Source organism: Nocardia carnea, from assembly GCF_029868855.1.
Taxonomy (GTDB): domain Bacteria; phylum Actinomycetota; class Actinomycetes; order Mycobacteriales; family Mycobacteriaceae; genus Nocardia; species Nocardia carnea_A.
Map to the genome: position 1 here is coordinate 1 of NZ_JARWOV010000314.1, position 16154 is coordinate 16154.

General features: G+C 68.3%; 13 protein-coding genes and 2 pseudogenes. 8 read left to right on the forward strand and 7 right to left on the reverse strand.

The features are described from left to right. The 5 genes and pseudogenes from QH195_RS32400 to QH195_RS32420 form a co-directional block, all read right to left on the reverse strand. Window positions 1-202, reverse strand: a pseudogene (locus QH195_RS32400) (hypothetical protein); the annotation flags it as partial. A 148-nt stretch (window positions 203-350) separates the two neighbouring features. Further along, complete coding sequence (locus tag QH195_RS32405; protein ID WP_280438198.1) at window positions 351-1721, reverse strand: sensor histidine kinase; 1371 nt, start codon at window positions 1719-1721, stop codon at window positions 351-353. Further along, window positions 1718-2431, reverse strand: a complete 714-nt coding sequence (locus QH195_RS32410; protein ID WP_280421733.1) for a response regulator transcription factor — start codon at window positions 2429-2431, stop codon at window positions 1718-1720. The genes QH195_RS32405 and QH195_RS32410 overlap by 4 nt, the downstream gene beginning before the upstream one ends. A 172-nt stretch (window positions 2432-2603) precedes the next feature. Next, window positions 2604-3002 (reverse strand): hemophore-related protein, encoded by a 399-nt coding sequence (locus QH195_RS32415; RefSeq protein ID WP_280421728.1) that lies wholly within the window; start codon window positions 3000-3002, stop codon window positions 2604-2606. A 92-nt stretch (window positions 3003-3094) separates the two neighbouring features. Further along, window positions 3095-5035 (reverse strand): AMP-binding protein, encoded by a 1941-nt coding sequence (locus QH195_RS32420; protein WP_280438199.1) that lies wholly within the window; start codon window positions 5033-5035, stop codon window positions 3095-3097. Window positions 5036-5423: 388 nt separating this feature from the next. Here QH195_RS32420 and QH195_RS32425 point away from each other — a divergent pair, with 388 nt between their 5' ends. The 5 genes and pseudogenes from QH195_RS32425 (at window position 5424) to QH195_RS32445 (ending at window position 12119) form a co-directional block, all read left to right on the forward strand. After that, entirely contained in the window at window positions 5424-9080 is a 3657-nt protein-coding gene (locus QH195_RS32425; protein WP_280438200.1) for an ATP-binding protein, read from the forward strand. Beyond that, window positions 9077-9490: a roadblock/LC7 domain-containing protein gene (locus tag QH195_RS32430; RefSeq protein ID WP_030522784.1), complete on the forward strand. Its 414-nt coding sequence runs from the start codon at window positions 9077-9079 to the stop codon at window positions 9488-9490. The genes QH195_RS32425 and QH195_RS32430 overlap by 4 nt, the downstream gene beginning before the upstream one ends. A gap of 7 nt (window positions 9491-9497) precedes the next feature. Continuing rightward, window positions 9498-9872, forward strand: a complete 375-nt coding sequence (locus QH195_RS32435; RefSeq protein ID WP_033244145.1) for a DUF742 domain-containing protein — start codon at window positions 9498-9500, stop codon at window positions 9870-9872. Further along, on the forward strand, window positions 9853-10455 hold the full coding sequence (locus QH195_RS32440) for a GTP-binding protein (protein ID WP_280402740.1): 603 nt from the start codon (window positions 9853-9855) through the stop codon (window positions 10453-10455). Before QH195_RS32435 ends, QH195_RS32440 begins: the two co-directional genes overlap by 20 nt. Before the next feature lie 72 nt (window positions 10456-10527). Next, window positions 10528-12119 (forward strand): annotated as a pseudogene (locus QH195_RS32445) (carboxyl transferase domain-containing protein). Between the two features lie 200 nt (window positions 12120-12319). On the opposite strand, the gene QH195_RS32450 reads toward QH195_RS32445, so the two are convergent. Both QH195_RS32450 and QH195_RS32455 read right to left on the reverse strand, forming a co-directional pair. Beyond that, the gene (locus QH195_RS32450; RefSeq protein WP_280438201.1) at window positions 12320-12868 is read right to left on the reverse strand and encodes a hypothetical protein; all 549 of its coding nucleotides are present in this window, start codon (window positions 12866-12868) and stop codon (window positions 12320-12322) included. Next, the gene (locus tag QH195_RS32455) at window positions 12868-13143 is read right to left on the reverse strand and encodes a helix-turn-helix transcriptional regulator (RefSeq protein WP_280438202.1); all 276 of its coding nucleotides are present in this window, start codon (window positions 13141-13143) and stop codon (window positions 12868-12870) included. The genes QH195_RS32450 and QH195_RS32455 overlap by 1 nt, the downstream gene beginning before the upstream one ends. A 100-nt stretch (window positions 13144-13243) precedes the next feature. Here QH195_RS32455 and QH195_RS32460 point away from each other — a divergent pair, with 100 nt between their 5' ends. The 3 genes from QH195_RS32460 to QH195_RS32470 all read left to right on the forward strand — a co-directional run bounded on the left by QH195_RS32460 (window position 13244) and on the right by QH195_RS32470 (window position 16132). Next, window positions 13244-14101, forward strand: coding sequence for an aldo/keto reductase (locus QH195_RS32460; RefSeq protein WP_280438203.1), 858 nt, complete (start codon window positions 13244-13246; stop codon window positions 14099-14101). 160 nt (window positions 14102-14261) lie between these two features. Beyond that, window positions 14262-14987, forward strand: a complete 726-nt coding sequence (locus QH195_RS32465; RefSeq protein WP_280421721.1) for an enoyl-CoA hydratase — start codon at window positions 14262-14264, stop codon at window positions 14985-14987. After that, on the forward strand, window positions 14987-16132 hold the full coding sequence (locus QH195_RS32470) for an MBL fold metallo-hydrolase (RefSeq protein ID WP_280438204.1): 1146 nt from the start codon (window positions 14987-14989) through the stop codon (window positions 16130-16132). The genes QH195_RS32465 and QH195_RS32470 overlap by 1 nt, the downstream gene beginning before the upstream one ends. Window positions 16133-16154: the final 22 nt, after the last annotated feature.

Below are 16154 nucleotides of genomic sequence, written 5' to 3' on the forward strand. Positions count from 1 at the left end.
CCCCGCCCCCCCCCCCCCCCCCCCCCCCCCCCCCCCCCGCGCTCCCCCCCCCCCCCCCCCCCCCCCCCCCCCCCCCCCCCCCCCCCCCCCCCCCCCCCCCCCCCCCCCCCCCCCCCCCCCCCCCCCCCCCCCCCCCCCCCCCGATGCGTTGCGGGGCGGGTGTTTCCGGTGCGCCGGGAGTCCGCGGTGTTTCGGCCGGCACGTCCGGCCGCCCTGCCCGGGACTCGCGCCCCACCGCGTGCGGGCGGGGAGAGTCGGGCGGAAAACCTTCAGTGCCTCGCTGGGATTCGGCGCCGCCGCTGCACAGTTCTTGTTCGGTTCTCGTTCGGGCGCCCTGGTTCATGCGTGATCTACTCGAGCGAGCCGTCTCGCCGGTCATCCGGCAGAACGAGAACCAGGCGGACGCCGCCGAGGGTGCCGTCGTCGAAGTAGGCCCGGCCGCCGTGTAGCTGGGCCTGCTGAGCGACCAAGGCCAAGCCGAGTCCCGATCCGCCCTTGTGCGCGCCGGTACCACGGGCGAACCGGGCGAAAACCGATTCCCGCTCCTCGGGCGGGATCCCGCGGCCGTTGTCGTCGACGGAGATGACGATGGTGCCGTCGGCGTGCCGGTGGGCCGACAACACGACCTCGGTTGCCTCGCCGTGTTTCACCGAGTTCTTCAGGGCGTTGTCCACCGCCAGCCGCAGACCCGCGGGCAGGCCACGGGTGATCAGTTCGGCGTCGGTGTCGACGCGGACCGTGAGGCCGGGGTAGTGGCGCATCGCGTCGTGGGCGGCCAGATCGCACAGTTCGGCGATATCGGTGTCGATATGGTCGCGTTCGGAGGTCAGGTCTCCGGAGGCCAGTCGCTCCAGGGCGGCCAGGGTGGTCTCCACCCGTTCCTGGCTGCGTTGCAGATCGCCGAGGATTTCGGTGCGCTGTTCCTCGTCCAGGTCCAGGGTGGCCAGCACCTCGAGGTCGGTGCGCATCGCGGTGAGCGGGGTGCGCAGTTCGTGCGCCGACACCGCGGCGAAATCCCGCGCGGTTTCCAGGGCGGCCGCCGTTTCGGCCTGCGCCTGGTCGACTCGGCGCAGCATGGTGTTCACCGCGTCCGCCAGTTGCTCGGCTTCCAGTACCCCGGAGCTGTCCACCGGTTCCGGTGTGGCGTCGCGGTAGCCGGTCCGGGCGCCGACCTGGCGGGTGAGCACCACGATGGGCCGGACCGCGCGCCCGCCGAACAGCCAGCCCAGCGCCGCCGATGCGGCGATCGCCGCCAGACCCGCGAACAGCAGCCACCGTTGCTGTTCGGCCGTCGCCCGCGCGGCATCCGTGGCGGGGATACCAAGCGAAACCGTCCGGCCCGCGGGCTGATTCTCGGTGGTGGTCAGTACCCGGTAGGGGGTGTCGTCCACGGTGACCGTGCGTGATCCGGGATCGAGTTCCGGAAGCCGGGTGATGCTGGAGGCCACCACCTGGCCGTCGTCGCGGACGGTCAGCGCCATATCGCGATCCGGCCCCACCAGATTCACGATCCCGACCGCGATCACCGGGTCGATCACCACCAGCCGGGACGCGATCCGCAACTGCTGATCGGTCTGCTGCAGGTTGTTGCGTTCGATCGCAGGTACGGCGATGGCACTCACCAGCGCGACGATGAGTACCGACCCGGCGGCCGCCGCCCCGGCGACCCGGGTACGCAGGGAATACGATCTGCGGCGCCGGCGGGTGACGCCGTCGCTCACTTGGCGTCCCGGAGCACGAACCCGACGCCCCGGATCGTGTGCAGTAGCCGCGGGGTGCCGTCGGCCTCCAGTTTGCGGCGCAGATAGCCGACGAAAACGTCGACCACATTCGTATCGGCGGCGAAATCGTAGCCCCATACCAGTTCCAGCAGCCGTTCGCGGCTCAGTACCACCCCCGCATTGCGGGCCAGTGTGGACAACAGTTCGAACTCGCGTTTGGTCAGGTCGATCTCCTGACCGCTCAGCACCGCGCGGTATCCGGCCGTGTCCACCTGTAGCGGTCCGACGACGATGGTGTCGGAGGGCCCGGCGGGTGCGGTATCGGTGCGCCGGCGCAGCAGCGCTTTGATCCGGGCGACCAGTTCGGCGAGGACGAAGGGTTTGATCAGGTAGTCGTCGGCACCCGATTCCAGCCCGGCGATCCGGTCACCCACCGAGCTGCGGGCGCTGAGCACACAGATCGGCACCTCGTTGCCCATGGCCCGCAGTGCCGTCACCACTCCCGCACCGTCGAGCACCGGCATATTCATATCCAGCACGATCGCGTCCGGACCGTTGTCGGCCACCGCTCGCAGCGCCGCCGCCCCGTCCCGGGCGATACTCACCTGGAATCCGGACAGGCGCAAGCCTCGTTCGACCGACGCGAGCACATCCTCGTCGTCGTCGACAACGAGAACCGCCGGTTTGGTTCGCTCCACCACACCGCCCAGTGTATTGACGGGCGATCCGTGCGCGGTGCCGCCGCGGTGAGGGCCCGCGCGCCGCCGGCCCGGGGCGAAAACCGGGCGTCGGTCCGCTCCCGCGCACCCGACGCCCGGTCATTCACACCGTCCGCGCGCCGGAAAGCCGTCCGCGCGCCGGGAAATCAGTAGCGCCGGGAAATCAGTAGTTGTGGCAGGTGTCGGCCACGCCCTGCAGGGTGGCCTGCAGCTGCTGGGCGCGCGGATCGTCCTGGGCCTGCTGGGCGGCCTGTGGGTTCTGCTCGATGTACTGCTGCAGCTCGGCCCGGCGCTGCTCGACCGGCTGATCGAACTTCGCCTGCAGCTGGGCCTTGGCGTCCGGGTTGCTGTCCAGCATGGCCGCGAGTTCCGGGGCCTGGTCGTGGAGTGCGGCGTCGACCTGGGCGAAGGAGCAGTCGCTCGTCAGCAGGGGTTCCGCCATCTCCATGGGGCCTGCCGAGGCGACGGCGGGGCTCAGGAAGGCGGTGGCCGCTGCGGCCGCTCCCAGGGTGAGGGTGGTGAGACCGAACTTGCCGAACCGCCGGTTCGTGGTGTGTGCCATGGGGACTACTGCCTCCTACGTGTCGAGTCGAGCCGTGGCTCGTGGACCCCTCAGACCGTATTGGGCGGTGTTGGCCCGACTCTGAGGTTTTCTTAAGAGGAGTTTGTGCTTTGTGGCGGCTGGACGATCCGGGCGAGTTCATCGAGCACCGTGGGATCCTCGATGGTGGAAGGTATTTCGTAATTCTCGCCGGCTGTCATCTGGCGCATGGTTTTGCGCAGGATCTTTCCGGAGCGGGTTTTCGGCAGCGCGGGGACGACGACGGCGTCGTACAGTCCGGCCACGGCGCCTATTTGGGTCCGCACGCGTTCGCTCAGTTCGTCGCGCAGAGTTTCGATATCTATCCGGGCATCGGATTTGAGTACTACATAAGCGATCGGTCGCTGCCCTTTGAGTTCGTCCGGAAGACCGATCACCGCGCATTCGGCCACCGCCTCGTGGCCCGCGACGGCGGCTTCGATACTGCCCGCGGAAAGGCGGTGCCCCGCCATGTTGATCACATCGTCGCTGCGGCCGAGGACGAAAAGGTAACCGTCCTCGTCGAAATAGCCCGAGTCGCCGGTGAGGAAATGACCCGGATAAGCCGCCAGATAGGAGCGTTCGAACCGGTCCTCGTCGTGCCATAGGCCGGTCAGCGCGCCGGGCGGTAGCGGAAGGCCGATGACGATATTGCCCTCGGTGTTCGCCGCGACCGGATTACCCGAGGAGTCCAGCACCCGCAGGCGATAGCCCGGCACCGGCACCGAGGCCGAACCCGGTTTGATCGGCAGTCGCTGTATCCCGAGCGGATTGGCGCAGATAGGCCAGCCTGTTTCGGTCTGCCACCAGTGATCCACCACCGGGCAGTCGTCGCGCCCGGCGAGCAGTGTTTCGTCGGCCCAGGTGAACGTGGCGGGGTCGAGCCGTTCGCCCGCGCAGAACAACGCACGCAGGGAAGAAAGATCGTGTTCGTGGGCCAGTTCGGCCACGGGATCCGCGCGGCGGATTGCCCGCAACGCGGTGGGCGCCGTGAACAGTGTGTGCACCTGGTGCCGGGCCACCACTCTCCAGTACGCCCCCGCATCGGGGGTTCCCACCGGCTTGCCCTCGAAGAGCAGCGTGGTGGCTCCGACCAGCAACGGGGCGTAGACGATATAGGAGTGGCCGACCACCCAGCCCACATCGGAGGCCGCCCACATCACCTGGCCGGGCCCGACGTCGTAGATATTGCGCATGGACCAGGCCAGGGCGACGGCATGTCCGCCGTTGTCGCGTACCACGCCCTTCGGCTTACCGGTCGTACCCGAGGTATACAGCACGTACAGGGGATCGGTTGCCGCCACCGATACCGGGTTCACGGGCGCGGCGTCGCGTACCGCGGTATCCCAGTCGAGCCAGCGGGCCCCACCGCCGGCAACCGCACCGAAATCGTGCTCGGGAAACCCGGCACGCTGTTTCACCAGGACGGTTCCGGGGGCCGCGGTCTCCGCGAGTTCGAGCGCCCGGGCCACGATAGGGGGGTAATCGATGGTGCGGTTGGGTTCGAGGCCGCCGGAGGCGGTCACGATCAGCACCGGTTCGGCGTCGTCGATCCGCGCCGCAAGCTCTGGTGCGGCGAATCCGCCGAACACCACCGAATGCACGGCCCCGATCCGGGCGCAGGCCAGCATCGCGACCACGGCCTCGGGAATCATCGGCAGATAGATAACGACCCGGTCACCGGCCTGAACGCCGAGGTCACGCATGGCGCCGGCGAAGCGGGTGACCTGATCGAGCAGTTGGGAATAGGTGTAGACACGGCTCGTGCCGGTCATTGCCGATTCGTAGATCAGTGCGGATTGTTCGCCGCGACCGGCGTGCACATGCCGGTCGAGCGCGTTGTAGCAGGTATTGAGCCGGGCTCCGGGGAACCAGCGCGATATCGGGCGGGTGGTATCCAGAGCCTGTTCGGGCGGGGTATCCCAGTCGATATCCGCCGCGGCCCGGGACCAGAACTCGGCGGGATCGACCAAACTGGTCTGATAGACCGGTCGATACTCGTTCCTCGCGTTCACCCGTGCTCCCTAGCCTCGCAGCAATCCTCGCCTCGATAGATCAGCACGATTGTGGCAGACTTCACGCGACCCCCTGGCGGGTGTCGCGACCATGGCGTATGCCTGTAATCGGCTGGTCAGTGTGCGCCGACCCGGGCCTAGTACACCAAGAAGTTATTGATCCGTTAGAATCTGATGACACGAATTCGGTCCGTCGTAGACGCAATTTCTCGGCCAGCCGCGACCCACGGGCAGCTCCACCCGTCGAGCCACTATGCGAGTGTGGAGTTCTGCTGTGGTGCATGGCTGGGGCCAGGTTGGAAAGTGAGTGGGAATGCGTGACGCCGCTAGGTCCGGCACGAAGCGCTGGGCGCTGAGTAACTGGGACCTTCGCTGGAAGGTTACGGCCGTGCTGGCTGTGCCGTTGGCGGTCGCGGTCGGACTCGGTGTGTCGAGGATATCGGCGCAATGGGGCGAGGCGAATCGGCTGGGCTCGTCGGCCGAGAACGTCAGTCTCGTCCCGGCGGTGCTCGATCTCAGTTCGGCCACCTCCACGGTCGCGGGCTCGCAGGCCATCGCCCTCGCGCCGAACCGGTCCATGGTCACCGAGGAAAACCTCACAACCCTGGACCGAACCATCGCTGCGGCCGAGGGTGCGCTCGCCGAACTCGACGATCTGCCGGGTGCGCACCAGGCGCTGTCCGAGATGATCGATCAGGCCAAGCAGGTACGCACCGGCGGTCTGGCGCCGTCGGGTTCACCGGCCGAGGCCGTCGCGGTACTGGACCGAGCCCGTAACGCCGGTGTCCGCACCGTGGAAGAGATCCTCGGCGAGGTCGGCGCCCCGTCGATCGACCCGGACAAACTCCGGCTCGTCGACGCGCTCAACCTGCGTTCCGCCATGGTCGGCGAGATCACCGCCGCCGCCGAACTGTTGCGCAATCAGGAAGCCGGGGAACAGGCCTACCGCGCCGCGACCAATACCGAACTCGCGCTGCTGAATATCCTGAGCCAGCGCTACAACGCCGAAGACCCCGATATCGTGGCTCTGCGCGAGGGCGTCACGACCCGTCAGGCGATGCTCGATACGCCGGAGGCGCAAGCCGGCCGGATACCGCTGGGCGAAGCCCGCGAATCGCTGCTGGCGAGCACCTCGACCACCGACAAACTCATCGGCGAGGCCACCACCGAGATCGACAACGGTGTCGAGAAGATGGCCGACGACGCGCTCTCCGACGCCGTTGTCTACTCCATCGTGGTGCTGTTGACCATCCTCGCGGCCCTGCTGCTCGCCGTGTTCGTGGCCCGCTCGATGATCGTGCCGCTGCACCGGTTGCGGCTGGCCGCCCTGCGTGTCGCCGAAAGCGATCTGCCCGAGGAAGTCGCTCAGCTGCGGACGGGTGCCGCGCCGGAAGAAGTACCACTCGAACCGATGCCCATCCGGTCCGAGGAGGAGATCGGCCAGCTGGCCCGCGCGATCGACGATATCCACGGTCAGGCGCTGCGTCTGGCCAGTGACCAGGCGCAGATGCGTTCCCAGGTCAACGATATGTTCGAGACCCTGGCGCGACGCAGTAAATCACTTGTCGACCATCAGCTCAGCCTCATCGAGGCGATGGAGTACGACGAGAAGGATCCGCGACTGCTGGAGAACCTCTTCCGGCTGGACCATCTCGCCGCCCGTATGCGCCGTAACGGCGACAACCTGCTGATTCTGGCCGGTACCAAACAGCGCCGCGCGAAATCGGCGCCGGTCGAGATCGCCGATGTGTTGCGTGCCGCGATCTCCGAGGTCGAGGACTACGAACGCGTCAAGCTCGGTGCCACCCCGCGCGGTGCACTGATCGAGCCGGCCGCCTCCGATATGGCGCATCTGTTCGCCGAGCTGCTGGACAACGCGCTGCGGGCATCGCCGCCGGAAACCGATGTGAAATTCACTTTCGCGCAGGCACACGACCAGGGCCTGCTGATCGAGGTCGCCGACCGCGGTATCGGTATGCCGCCGAGCGAGATGGCCGAGATCAACCGCCGGCTGGAGAACACCGCCGAGCCCGGCCCGGACACCGCCCGCCATATGGGTCTGTTCGTCGTCGGCCGGCTCGCGGAACGGCACGGTCTCAATGTCCGGCTGCGGCCGACCTTCGATACCGCCCGCGATCCCGGCGTCACAGTGACCGTGCACGTGCCGATGAGCCTGATCGTCGCGGGCGAAACCCAGATCCTGCCCCTGGCGACCGGGTCCGGCCCGCAGCCGCTGGTACCCAGCGATGGTGGTAAGAAGCCGAAGCCGGAGGAATCGGCCGACGAGGCCGCGGCGGCCGCGTTGCGCAGTGCCGGCGGTCCGGCCATGCAGACCCGCGGGATCAGTCGTACCGCAGACGGCAACATGATGGTCACCGTCGATCCGGGGATGAGCGGTCCGCTGCCGGCGGTCGAACGTCCCAAACCGGCTGAGCGTCCGGGTGGTCCGGCGCCGGCCGGTCCGGGCGGTCTGCCGCAGCGGCAGCCCGGTTCCGCGATGGCGGGTGGTCTGCGCGACGGCGAACAAGGCACCACGAGCCTGCGCCAGGCCAGTGCCGGCAGTACGGCGCAGCGCGGCAAACTCGCCGCCGCCAACCTGCCCAAGCGGAATCTCGGCCCCGGTGGTGGCGGTGCCACCCCGACCCTGCCGCCGCGTACCCCCGGCGATTCGCCCGCGCGTCCCACGGAGACCGGCCTCAGCGGTTTGCCGCAGCGGCAGCCGGGCGCCGGTGGTTCGCCGCAGCGGGGTGCCGGTGGTCTGCCGCAGCGTCAGCCCGGTGGGGGTGACGCGCAGCGGCCCGGTCCCGGCGGCAGCCTGCCGCAGCGTCAGCCGACCGGTGGAGACACATCGCAATCCGGTCCCGGTGGTCTGCCGCAGCGTCGCCCCGGTGCGAACGGTGCGCCCGGGAATCCGCAGACGCCCCCCGCGCGGCCGGATGCCGAGCGCCCCGCCGAAACCGCGTCGGAAACGGCGGCACCGCAGCGCCCCTCCGGTCCGGTGCCCCCGCGGCGCCCGGCGCCGCAGGGACCCAACGGACTCCCGCAACGGGAACCCGGTACGAACGGTGCCCGCGAAGCGGGCGGTCCGGGTCTGCCGCAGCGCCGTCCTGCGGGTGAGCAGGGGCGTGACCAGGAACCGCCGCAGGCCGATACCGCTTCCGGTGCGCTGCCCACCCGGCGCGAGCCGACGCGCAACGGTCTGCCGTCCCGCGAAACCTCCGGTGAGCTGCCGGCGCAGCGTGATCCGGCCGCCGGTCTGCCGGCACGCGAATCTTCCGGCGAACTTCCCACCCAGCGGGGTTCGGCCGGTGGCTCGCGGCCCCGGCACGAGTCCCCGGGCGGCGGGTTGCCGCAGCGGGGTACGACCGGTAGCGGCCTGCCGCAGCGCGGTGGCCCGGCCGGTAACGGGCGACCCCAGCCCGCCACGGCCGAGAACGGTCTGCCGCAGCGAGAACGCCCCGCCCCGCCGCGCCCGCCCCGTCCCGACGAATCGGGTGGGCTGCCGCGGCGGCAGCCGGGTGGATACACCGCCGAGCGATTCGACAACCCCCCGGGTGTCGCGTTGCCCCGGGAACCGGAATCCGCCGAGGGGGCCGCACCGGCCCGCGAACCCGGTCGGCACAGTTACAAGTCCAACCCGGCGAAGACCGCTTCGTTCTTCCAGACCCGGCTGCAGCCGGCCGAGGAAACCGACAACGTGATGGGCGGTACGCCCATCTTCGCGGAGATGATGTCGGCCTGGCTGTCGGATCCGAACGCCGATCGCTCCCAGGCCGTCGCCTCCTTCGAATCACCGGGCGACGAGGGCTGGACGGCTGCTCGGCGGGCCAGCGAGGCCGAGCCCGAGACCCGCACCGCGGCCGGTCTTCCGCAACGTAATCCGGGCGGCCGGCTGGTGCCCGGCGCCGTCAACGGCGCCCAGGAGCGGACGCCGAGTCGCAATCCCGAATCGATCCGGTCTAGTTTGAGTCGGCACCAGCAAGGTGTTCGGGATGGCCGTGCAATGCGAGCAATGAACCTAACCGGAGACAAAGGAGACCGATGAACCCCGAACTAGGTGGTACGAACCGTCAGTTGGATTGGCTGGTTTCGAACTTCGCAGGCGAGGTTCCTGGCGTAGCCCATGCCGTTCTGGTCTCGGCCGACGGCCTGCTGATGGCGGCGAGTGCCCAGCTACCGGTCGACCGGGCCGAACAGCTCTCCGCTGTCACGGCCGGTCTGGCCAGTCTCTCGGTGGGTGTGTCCAATCTCTTCGAGGGCGGGACGGTCCTGCAGTCCGTCGTCGAAATGGAACACGGCTACCTGCTGTTGATGGCGGTAGGCGACGGGTCATACCTCGCTGTCCTGACCAACACGTCCTGCGATATCGGACAGGTCGGATACGAGATGGCTTTGTTGGTCGAACGCGTGGGCCAGACAGTTCAGGCCACTCCGCGCGTCACGATGGGTTCCTGATGGTGGGATGGACATAGAAGATCACCGCGTGGGAGGCTCCGAGCCCAGTCTCGTGCGCCCGTACTCGCTGACCGCCGGTCGTACCAGACCGAAGGTGGAGCTGGCGCTCGAGGCTCTCGTCGCGTCCCATCCCATTCCGCTCGAACGCCAGTACGAACTGAGCAATATCGAGAATTCGATAGTCGAGCTGTGCAGGGAGTCGCCGTCGGTCGCCGAACTAGCGGCGCGACTGGGTATACCGATCGGGGTGGCGCGTGTACTTGTAGCGGACCTGATCGAAGCCGGGCATGTCCGCGTTTCGGCGACTTTGAAAGACGATTCCAGCGACGATGAACGTCGCGAGCTGATCGAAAGGGTTCTCAGTGGACTCCGGCGTATATGATTCGACGGCGCAGGTCGATACCCGTAGCAGCAAACCGACTTCGGCAAAGATCGTGGTCGCAGGCGGGTTCGGCGTGGGCAAAACGACGCTGGTGGGGGCAGTTTCGGAAATCGTCCCGTTGAGAACCGAGGCTCTGGTGACCAATGCCAGCGCCGGGATCGACAGTCTCGCGGGTATCGAGAGCAAATCCACCACCACGGTGGCCATGGACTTCGGCCGGATCAGCCTGGCCGACGACCTGGTGCTGTACCTGTTCGGCACCCCGGGCCAGTACCGCTTCTGGTTCATGTGGGACGACCTGATCCGTGGCGCCATCGGCGCGGTGGTGTTGATCGATACCCGGCGACTGGAGGACAGCTTCGCGGCGGTCGACTACTTCGAGGCGCGCAACTTGCCGTTCCTCGTCGCGCTCAACCAGTTCGACGATGCCCCGCAGTACCCGATCGAGGATATTCGGCAGGCGCTGGCGGTTCCCGCCGATGTGCCGATCATGCCGATCGACGCCCGGCGCCGGGAACCGGCCAAGGAGGCGTTGGTACGGCTCACCGAGTACGCCCTGCAGAAGGTCACCCGCGGCTACTGACCCGGTGCCGGTCATACTGGTCGGCGTGCCGGTGTGGACAGTTGGGATGCCGGGTGGCCCGGGACGGCTCGGATGACGCCGGCGAAACGCCGGATCGGCTCCCGCGAGCTACTCGACGCGCTGCTCGATCCGGGAACGTTCGTGAGCTGGGATGCGCCCCCCCAAAAAGGTGGGCCGCCCCGCGCGGTTAGGGGCGCGCGGGGGGGGGCGGGCCCCCCCCCCCCCACCGGGGGGCCCAGACCGGCGCGTATCGGTCCGAGCTGGTCGAGGCGGCCGCCGCGGCGGGCACCGACGAGTCGGTCCGCACCGGTGAAGGCCGGTTACGCGGGCGGCGGGTGGCGGTCATCGCATGCGAGTTCGCGTTCCTGGCGGGCTCGGTGGGTATCGCGGCCGCCGAACGTATCGTCACCGCGGTCGAGCGGGCGACGGCGGAGGGGCTGCCCCTTGTCGTCTCACCGACCTCGGGTGGTACCAGGATGCAAGAGGGCACGGTCGCCTTCGTGCAGATGGTGAAGATCGCCGGTGCGGTCGCCGCGCACAAGTCGGCCGGTTATCCGTACGTGGTGTACCTGCGGAATCCGACCATGGGCGGGGTTTTCGCGTCCTGGGGCTCGCTCGGGCATATCACCTTCGCCGAACCCGGCGCCCTCATAGGCTTCCTCGGGCCCCGGGTGTACGAGGCGCTGTACGGGCGGCCGTTCCCGCCCGGCGTGCAGACCGCGGAGAACCTGTATCGGAGCGGGGTCATCGACGGAGTCGTCGAAGTCTCGGTCTTCCGGCGGATCGCCCACCGGGCCCTGAGCGTGTTCAGCGGGGTCCCGGACGTCCCGAAATCCACTGTCGGGGATCGCCGCCCCGGCACCGAGCCGGTACTGCCCGCCGCAACCGAACCGGTCGAAGCGTGGGAGTCGGTGTGTATTTCGCGGCGACCCGAGCGGCCGGGGATTCGCGAACTTCTGCGCCGGAGCAGGCAGCGGGTGCCGCTCAGCGGGACGGGTCAGGGTGAAACGGATCGCACGGTTGTCCTTGCACTGGCCCGCTTCCAGGGCCGTCCATGCGTGGTGTTCGGACATGACCGCGCGCACCAGGATCCGGAGCACAACATGGGCCCGGCCGCGTTGCGGTCGGCGCGACGCAGTATGCAGCTCGCCGCCGAACTGCGGCTACCGCTGGTGTTGGTGATCGATACGATCGGTGCGGCGCTGTCCAAGGAGGCGGAGGAGCGCGGCCTGGCTCCCGAAATCGCCCGCTGCATAGCCGACCTGGTGACACTGGATACCCCCACCATCTCGGTACTGCTCGGTCAAGGAACCGGCGGCGGCGCACTGGCGTTGCTGCCCGCCGACCGGGTACTGGCCGCGACACACGGCTGGCTGGCACCGTTGCCGCCCGAGGGGGCGAGCGCCATTGTCCACCGCGACACCGAGCATGCTGCGGAATTGGCTGCGCAGCAGCGGATCCGGTCGGCGGACCTGCTGGCCGACGGGATCGTGGATCGAATCGTGCCCGAATACCCGGACGCGGCCGCGGAACCGGACGATTTCTCGCGCCGCATGGTCGCCGCCGTCGCCGAAGAACTGAGGATGCTGTCGACCCAACCCGCGGAGCGGTTACGGGAGATCCGGCACCTGCGCTACCGCCGACTGGGGCTTCCGGAACGTTAGTTCGGTCGTCCCCCGTCGGCGGTGTTCTGCGGTTGTACGCGACGGATGGCAGCTCCGTCCGCTCGACGGGAGTGCCATCCGTGGCCGGTCGTCGTTCCCATGTGCCCCAGTTGCCGACCTTGTTCCCGCGCACACTGATTCCGGCGGTGTGCGCCCAGGCTCTCCAGTGTTCGGCAACTGCGATGGTCCCGAGACCACCCTCAGCTTTCCGGTTCCGGCTCTGGTTTCGACCAGGCGAGGATCATGGCCGGTGCGCAACCTCCGGCCAGTAGCGTGGCCAGCAGCATGACACCGCCGGCGTAGGCGGTGCGGAAGGCGTCGGCCTCGGGGAACAGCGCGCCGCTGTAGATGAGATACATCACCGGGAGAACGCAGAGCGACTGGGTGATGGTGAGCCCGATCGAGCGGGCGGTTTCGCGCTGGGTCATCTCCAGCTCGTCGAGTGTTTCGGCAGGCGCGTTGTCCTGGGCGTGCGACACGATCCGCAACATGGTCCAGGAGGGCAGGAAGAGCAGAGCGCTCAGGCCGGCGAAGAGTGCGGCCCATTCGACGCCGAACGCGCACAATACGCCGGTGACGAACAGGGCGGCGAGTGCCACGGTGACGGTGACCACCAGCGCGCGCCGACGGCTGCGGGTGCGCCAGCCGGGCAGCATTCCGGCGAGCTGTTTCTCCCGGGCGAGCCACCGCCGGACGCGGTAGGCCTGGTAGCGATCGATCAAGGTGGACGGTCCGGTGGCTGCGGTCATCACAGCTTTCCTTTCTCACGCGGATAGAGCTCGGCCGACAGCGGAGTGAATTCGGTGCGGGAGAACACCGCCTCGACCGGTAGCCCGAACACCTCGCAGATCCGCAGGGCCAGGTCCAGGCTCGGGTAGTGGTTGCCGCGTTCGAGTGCGCCGATCGTCTGTGGGTTGACGTTCACCGCCTCCGCCAGTGCGGCCCGTGACATCCGGTGTTCCGCACGCAATACTGCGATGCGGTTGAAAATCGGGAGGGTTTCCCCTCGTCTCACTGGGCTCACACAACATAGTGTTGTAAAAACACAACGATAAGTCAAGGCGGTGCGGACACGAGACCCGGATTCGTTGACCTGCCGTCGAACCGCTCCTACCGTCGAAGCGGTGACCACTAGACGTGAGATCGGTGTTGTCCCGCCCATCGTGCTCAACGATGGGAGCCTGATTCCGCAGCTCGGTTTCGGGGTCTTCCAAGTACCGCCGGACCAGGTCTTCGATACCGTCACCACCGCGCTGCGCGCGGGGTACCGCAGTATCGACACCGCGGCGGCCTACGAGAACGAAGAAGGCACCGGTCGCGCCATCCGGCAGTTCGGCCTGCCACGGGACGAGGTCTTCGTCACGACCAAGCTCTGGAACTCCGAGCAGGGCTACGAATCGACCCTGCGCGCCTGCGAGGCCAGTCTCGACCGGCTGGGCCTGGACTACCTCGACCTGTACCTGATCCATTGGCCCGTTCCCGCTGCGGACAAATTCGTGGATACCTTCCGTGCCTTCCAGCGCCTGAAGGCCGACGGCCGGGTGCGTTCCATCGGTGTCTCGAATTTCCGCGTAACCGATCTGGAAAGGGTTGTCGCCGAAACGGGGGAGACGCCGTCGGTGAACCAGATCGAATTGCACCCCCGGCTCATTCAGCGCGAACTGCGGCAGTACCACGCCGAACACGCCATCGCCACCGAGGCATGGAGTCCACTCGGCCAGGGCACGCTGCTCGGCGATCCGGTGATCACCCGGATCGCGGGCGCTGTGGACCGCTCACCGGCGCAGGTGATCATCCGCTGGCATCTCCAGCTCGGCAATATCGTCATCCCCAAATCGGTGACACCGGAGCGGATCGAGCAGAATTTCGATGTTTTCGGCTTCGAACTCTCCGCGGAGCAGATGAGCGCCATCTCCGGATTGGACAGCGGCACCCGGACCGGGGCGGATCCCGCGACCTTCGCTGTCGGTCTGGAGACCTGAGAGCGCACGGTTCCGCGCACCGCTACCGCACCGTTCCCGGGACCGGCGGGCACGGCCCCGCGTCGTGCCCGGTGGGCCGGCGCGTCGCTGTGGCAAAGTGGTCGGTAACGCTTCGTTATTGGCTGTTGGATCGGTATTCGTTGAGCGGGGAAGGACACACATGCTCGGGGTCAGCCGCGACGGCGACGTCGTCACCATCGAACTGCAGCGTGAAGAGCGTCGTAACGCGCTGAACCTGGATCTGGTCGTACAGCTGCGTGAGGCACTCCTGCAGGCAGCTCACAACGCCCGCGTCATAGTGATCACGGGCCGGGGGCCGGTGTTCAGCGCGGGCGCGGATCTCGACGGTGTGTATTCCACCGAGTTCCTCGACGCCCTGCTGGAGATGCTGCACGAGGTCGAGGCGTTGCCGGTACCGGTGATCGCGGCCCTCAACGGTCCCGCGCTCGGCGCCGGTGTGCAGTTGGCCATGGCCGCGGATCTGCGGGTGATGGCGCCGGATTCGTACCTGGCGATTCCCGCGGCCAAACTGGGTATCTCGGTGGATCGCTGGACCACCCGCCGGCTGGTCTCGCTGCTGGGTGGCGGTCCGGCCCGTACCGTTCTGCTCGGCGCCGAACCCATCTCGGCCGCCGACGCCTACACCTTCGGCTTCGCCAACCGTCTCGGTACATTGGCGGACGCGCAGACCTGGGCGAAATCGGTGGCCGAACTGGCGCCGCTGTCGCTGCGTCACCTGAAACTGGAACTGAACGACGACGGCACCCGAGAGCCGTCACCCAAGGAACAGCAGTCCGCCTTGGAGGCAGCATGGAACAGCGAGGACGCCGAGGAGGGCCGGCAGGCCCGCAAGGAGAAGCGCGCCCCGAAATTCGTGGGCCGGTGATGCGACCCCGTATTCTCCCCGCCGCGGTGGCGGGTCTGGCCGGAATGACCGCGCTCGGCTGGGTGCTGCGTGCGCTGGACGGGTTACCGGCGGCGCTGGGTGCCTCGGTTTCCGCGATCGCGCCGACCGCCACGGGGGCGCGCAGCTACCGCAACCGGCAGTTCCACAACACCGAGCCGGCTTCGCCGATCGTCGTGCCCGACAATCCCGCCGGACTGTTGTCCATGGTGTCCGCCATGCGGGCGGGGCGGCCGAAGGGGACCGTGCCGCTGGCCGAGCCGGAACGTCCGGCGGTGGCCGGAGAACTGGCCGTCACCTGGTACGGGCACGCCAGCGCGCTGATCGAGGTCGACGGTTTCCGGGTGCTCACCGATCCGGTGTGGAGCGAGCGGGTCTCGCCGTCGCGGCTGGTGGGCCCGAGCCGAATCCACCCGGTGCCGGTGGCACTGACAGAGCTGCCGCCGGTGGACGCGGTGGTCATCTCGCACGATCACTACGACCATCTCGACGCCGATACCATCACCACTCTGTTGCATACCCAGCGTGCGGTTTTCGTCGTTCCGCTGGGGGTCGGTGCGCATCTGCGGCACTGGGGTGTGCCGGAGTCGCGGATCGTCGAATTGGATTGGGGCTTCTCGCATTCGCTGCCCGCCCGGGACGGGTCGGGCGATGGGCTGACGATCACCTGCGCCGAGGCGCGCCATTTCTCCGGGCGCGGCCTGGTCCGCAACACGACCCTGTGGGCGGGCTGGGCGCTGGCCGGTCCGGCGCATCGGGTGTACTTCGGCGGCGATACCGGGTTCACCAAGGCGTTCGCCGAGACGGGGGCGCAGTGCGGCCCCTTCGACCTCACCCTGCTGCCCATCGGTGCCTACAACCACAGCTGGGCCGATATCCATATGAATCCCGAGGAGGCGGTGCGCGCCCACGCCGACCTGTGCGGTGGCGATCCGGGCCACGGCGTGCTGCTGCCGATCCACTGGGCGACCTTCAATCTGGCGCCGCATCCCTGGGACGAACCGGTGCGCCGGCTGGTGGCGGCCGCGGGCGCGGCCGGTACCGAGATCGTGGTGCCGGTACCCGGGCAACGGCTCGATATCCGTGATCTCCCACCGGGGCGTTCCTGGTGGGAGGATATGGAGTGAACACACCCGCTCGGCGACAGGA

Excerpts from the sequence above, each read along its gene's own strand:
- QH195_RS32415 (WP_280421728.1), bottom strand. The coding sequence starts at position 3,002 with ATGGCACACACCACGAACCGGCGGTTCGGCAAGTTCGGTCTCACCACC.
- QH195_RS32430 (WP_030522784.1), top strand. The coding sequence starts at position 9,077 with ATGAACCCCGAACTAGGTGGTACGAACCGTCAGTTGGATTGGCTGGTT.
- QH195_RS32435 (WP_033244145.1), top strand. The coding sequence starts at position 9,498 with ATGGACATAGAAGATCACCGCGTGGGAGGCTCCGAGCCCAGTCTCGTG.
- QH195_RS32450 (WP_280438201.1), bottom strand. The coding sequence starts at position 12,868 with ATGACCGCAGCCACCGGACCGTCCACCTTGATCGATCGCTACCAGGCC.
- QH195_RS32465 (WP_280421721.1), top strand. The coding sequence starts at position 14,262 with ATGCTCGGGGTCAGCCGCGACGGCGACGTCGTCACCATCGAACTGCAG.
- QH195_RS32470 (WP_280438204.1), top strand. The coding sequence starts at position 14,987 with ATGCGACCCCGTATTCTCCCCGCCGCGGTGGCGGGTCTGGCCGGAATG.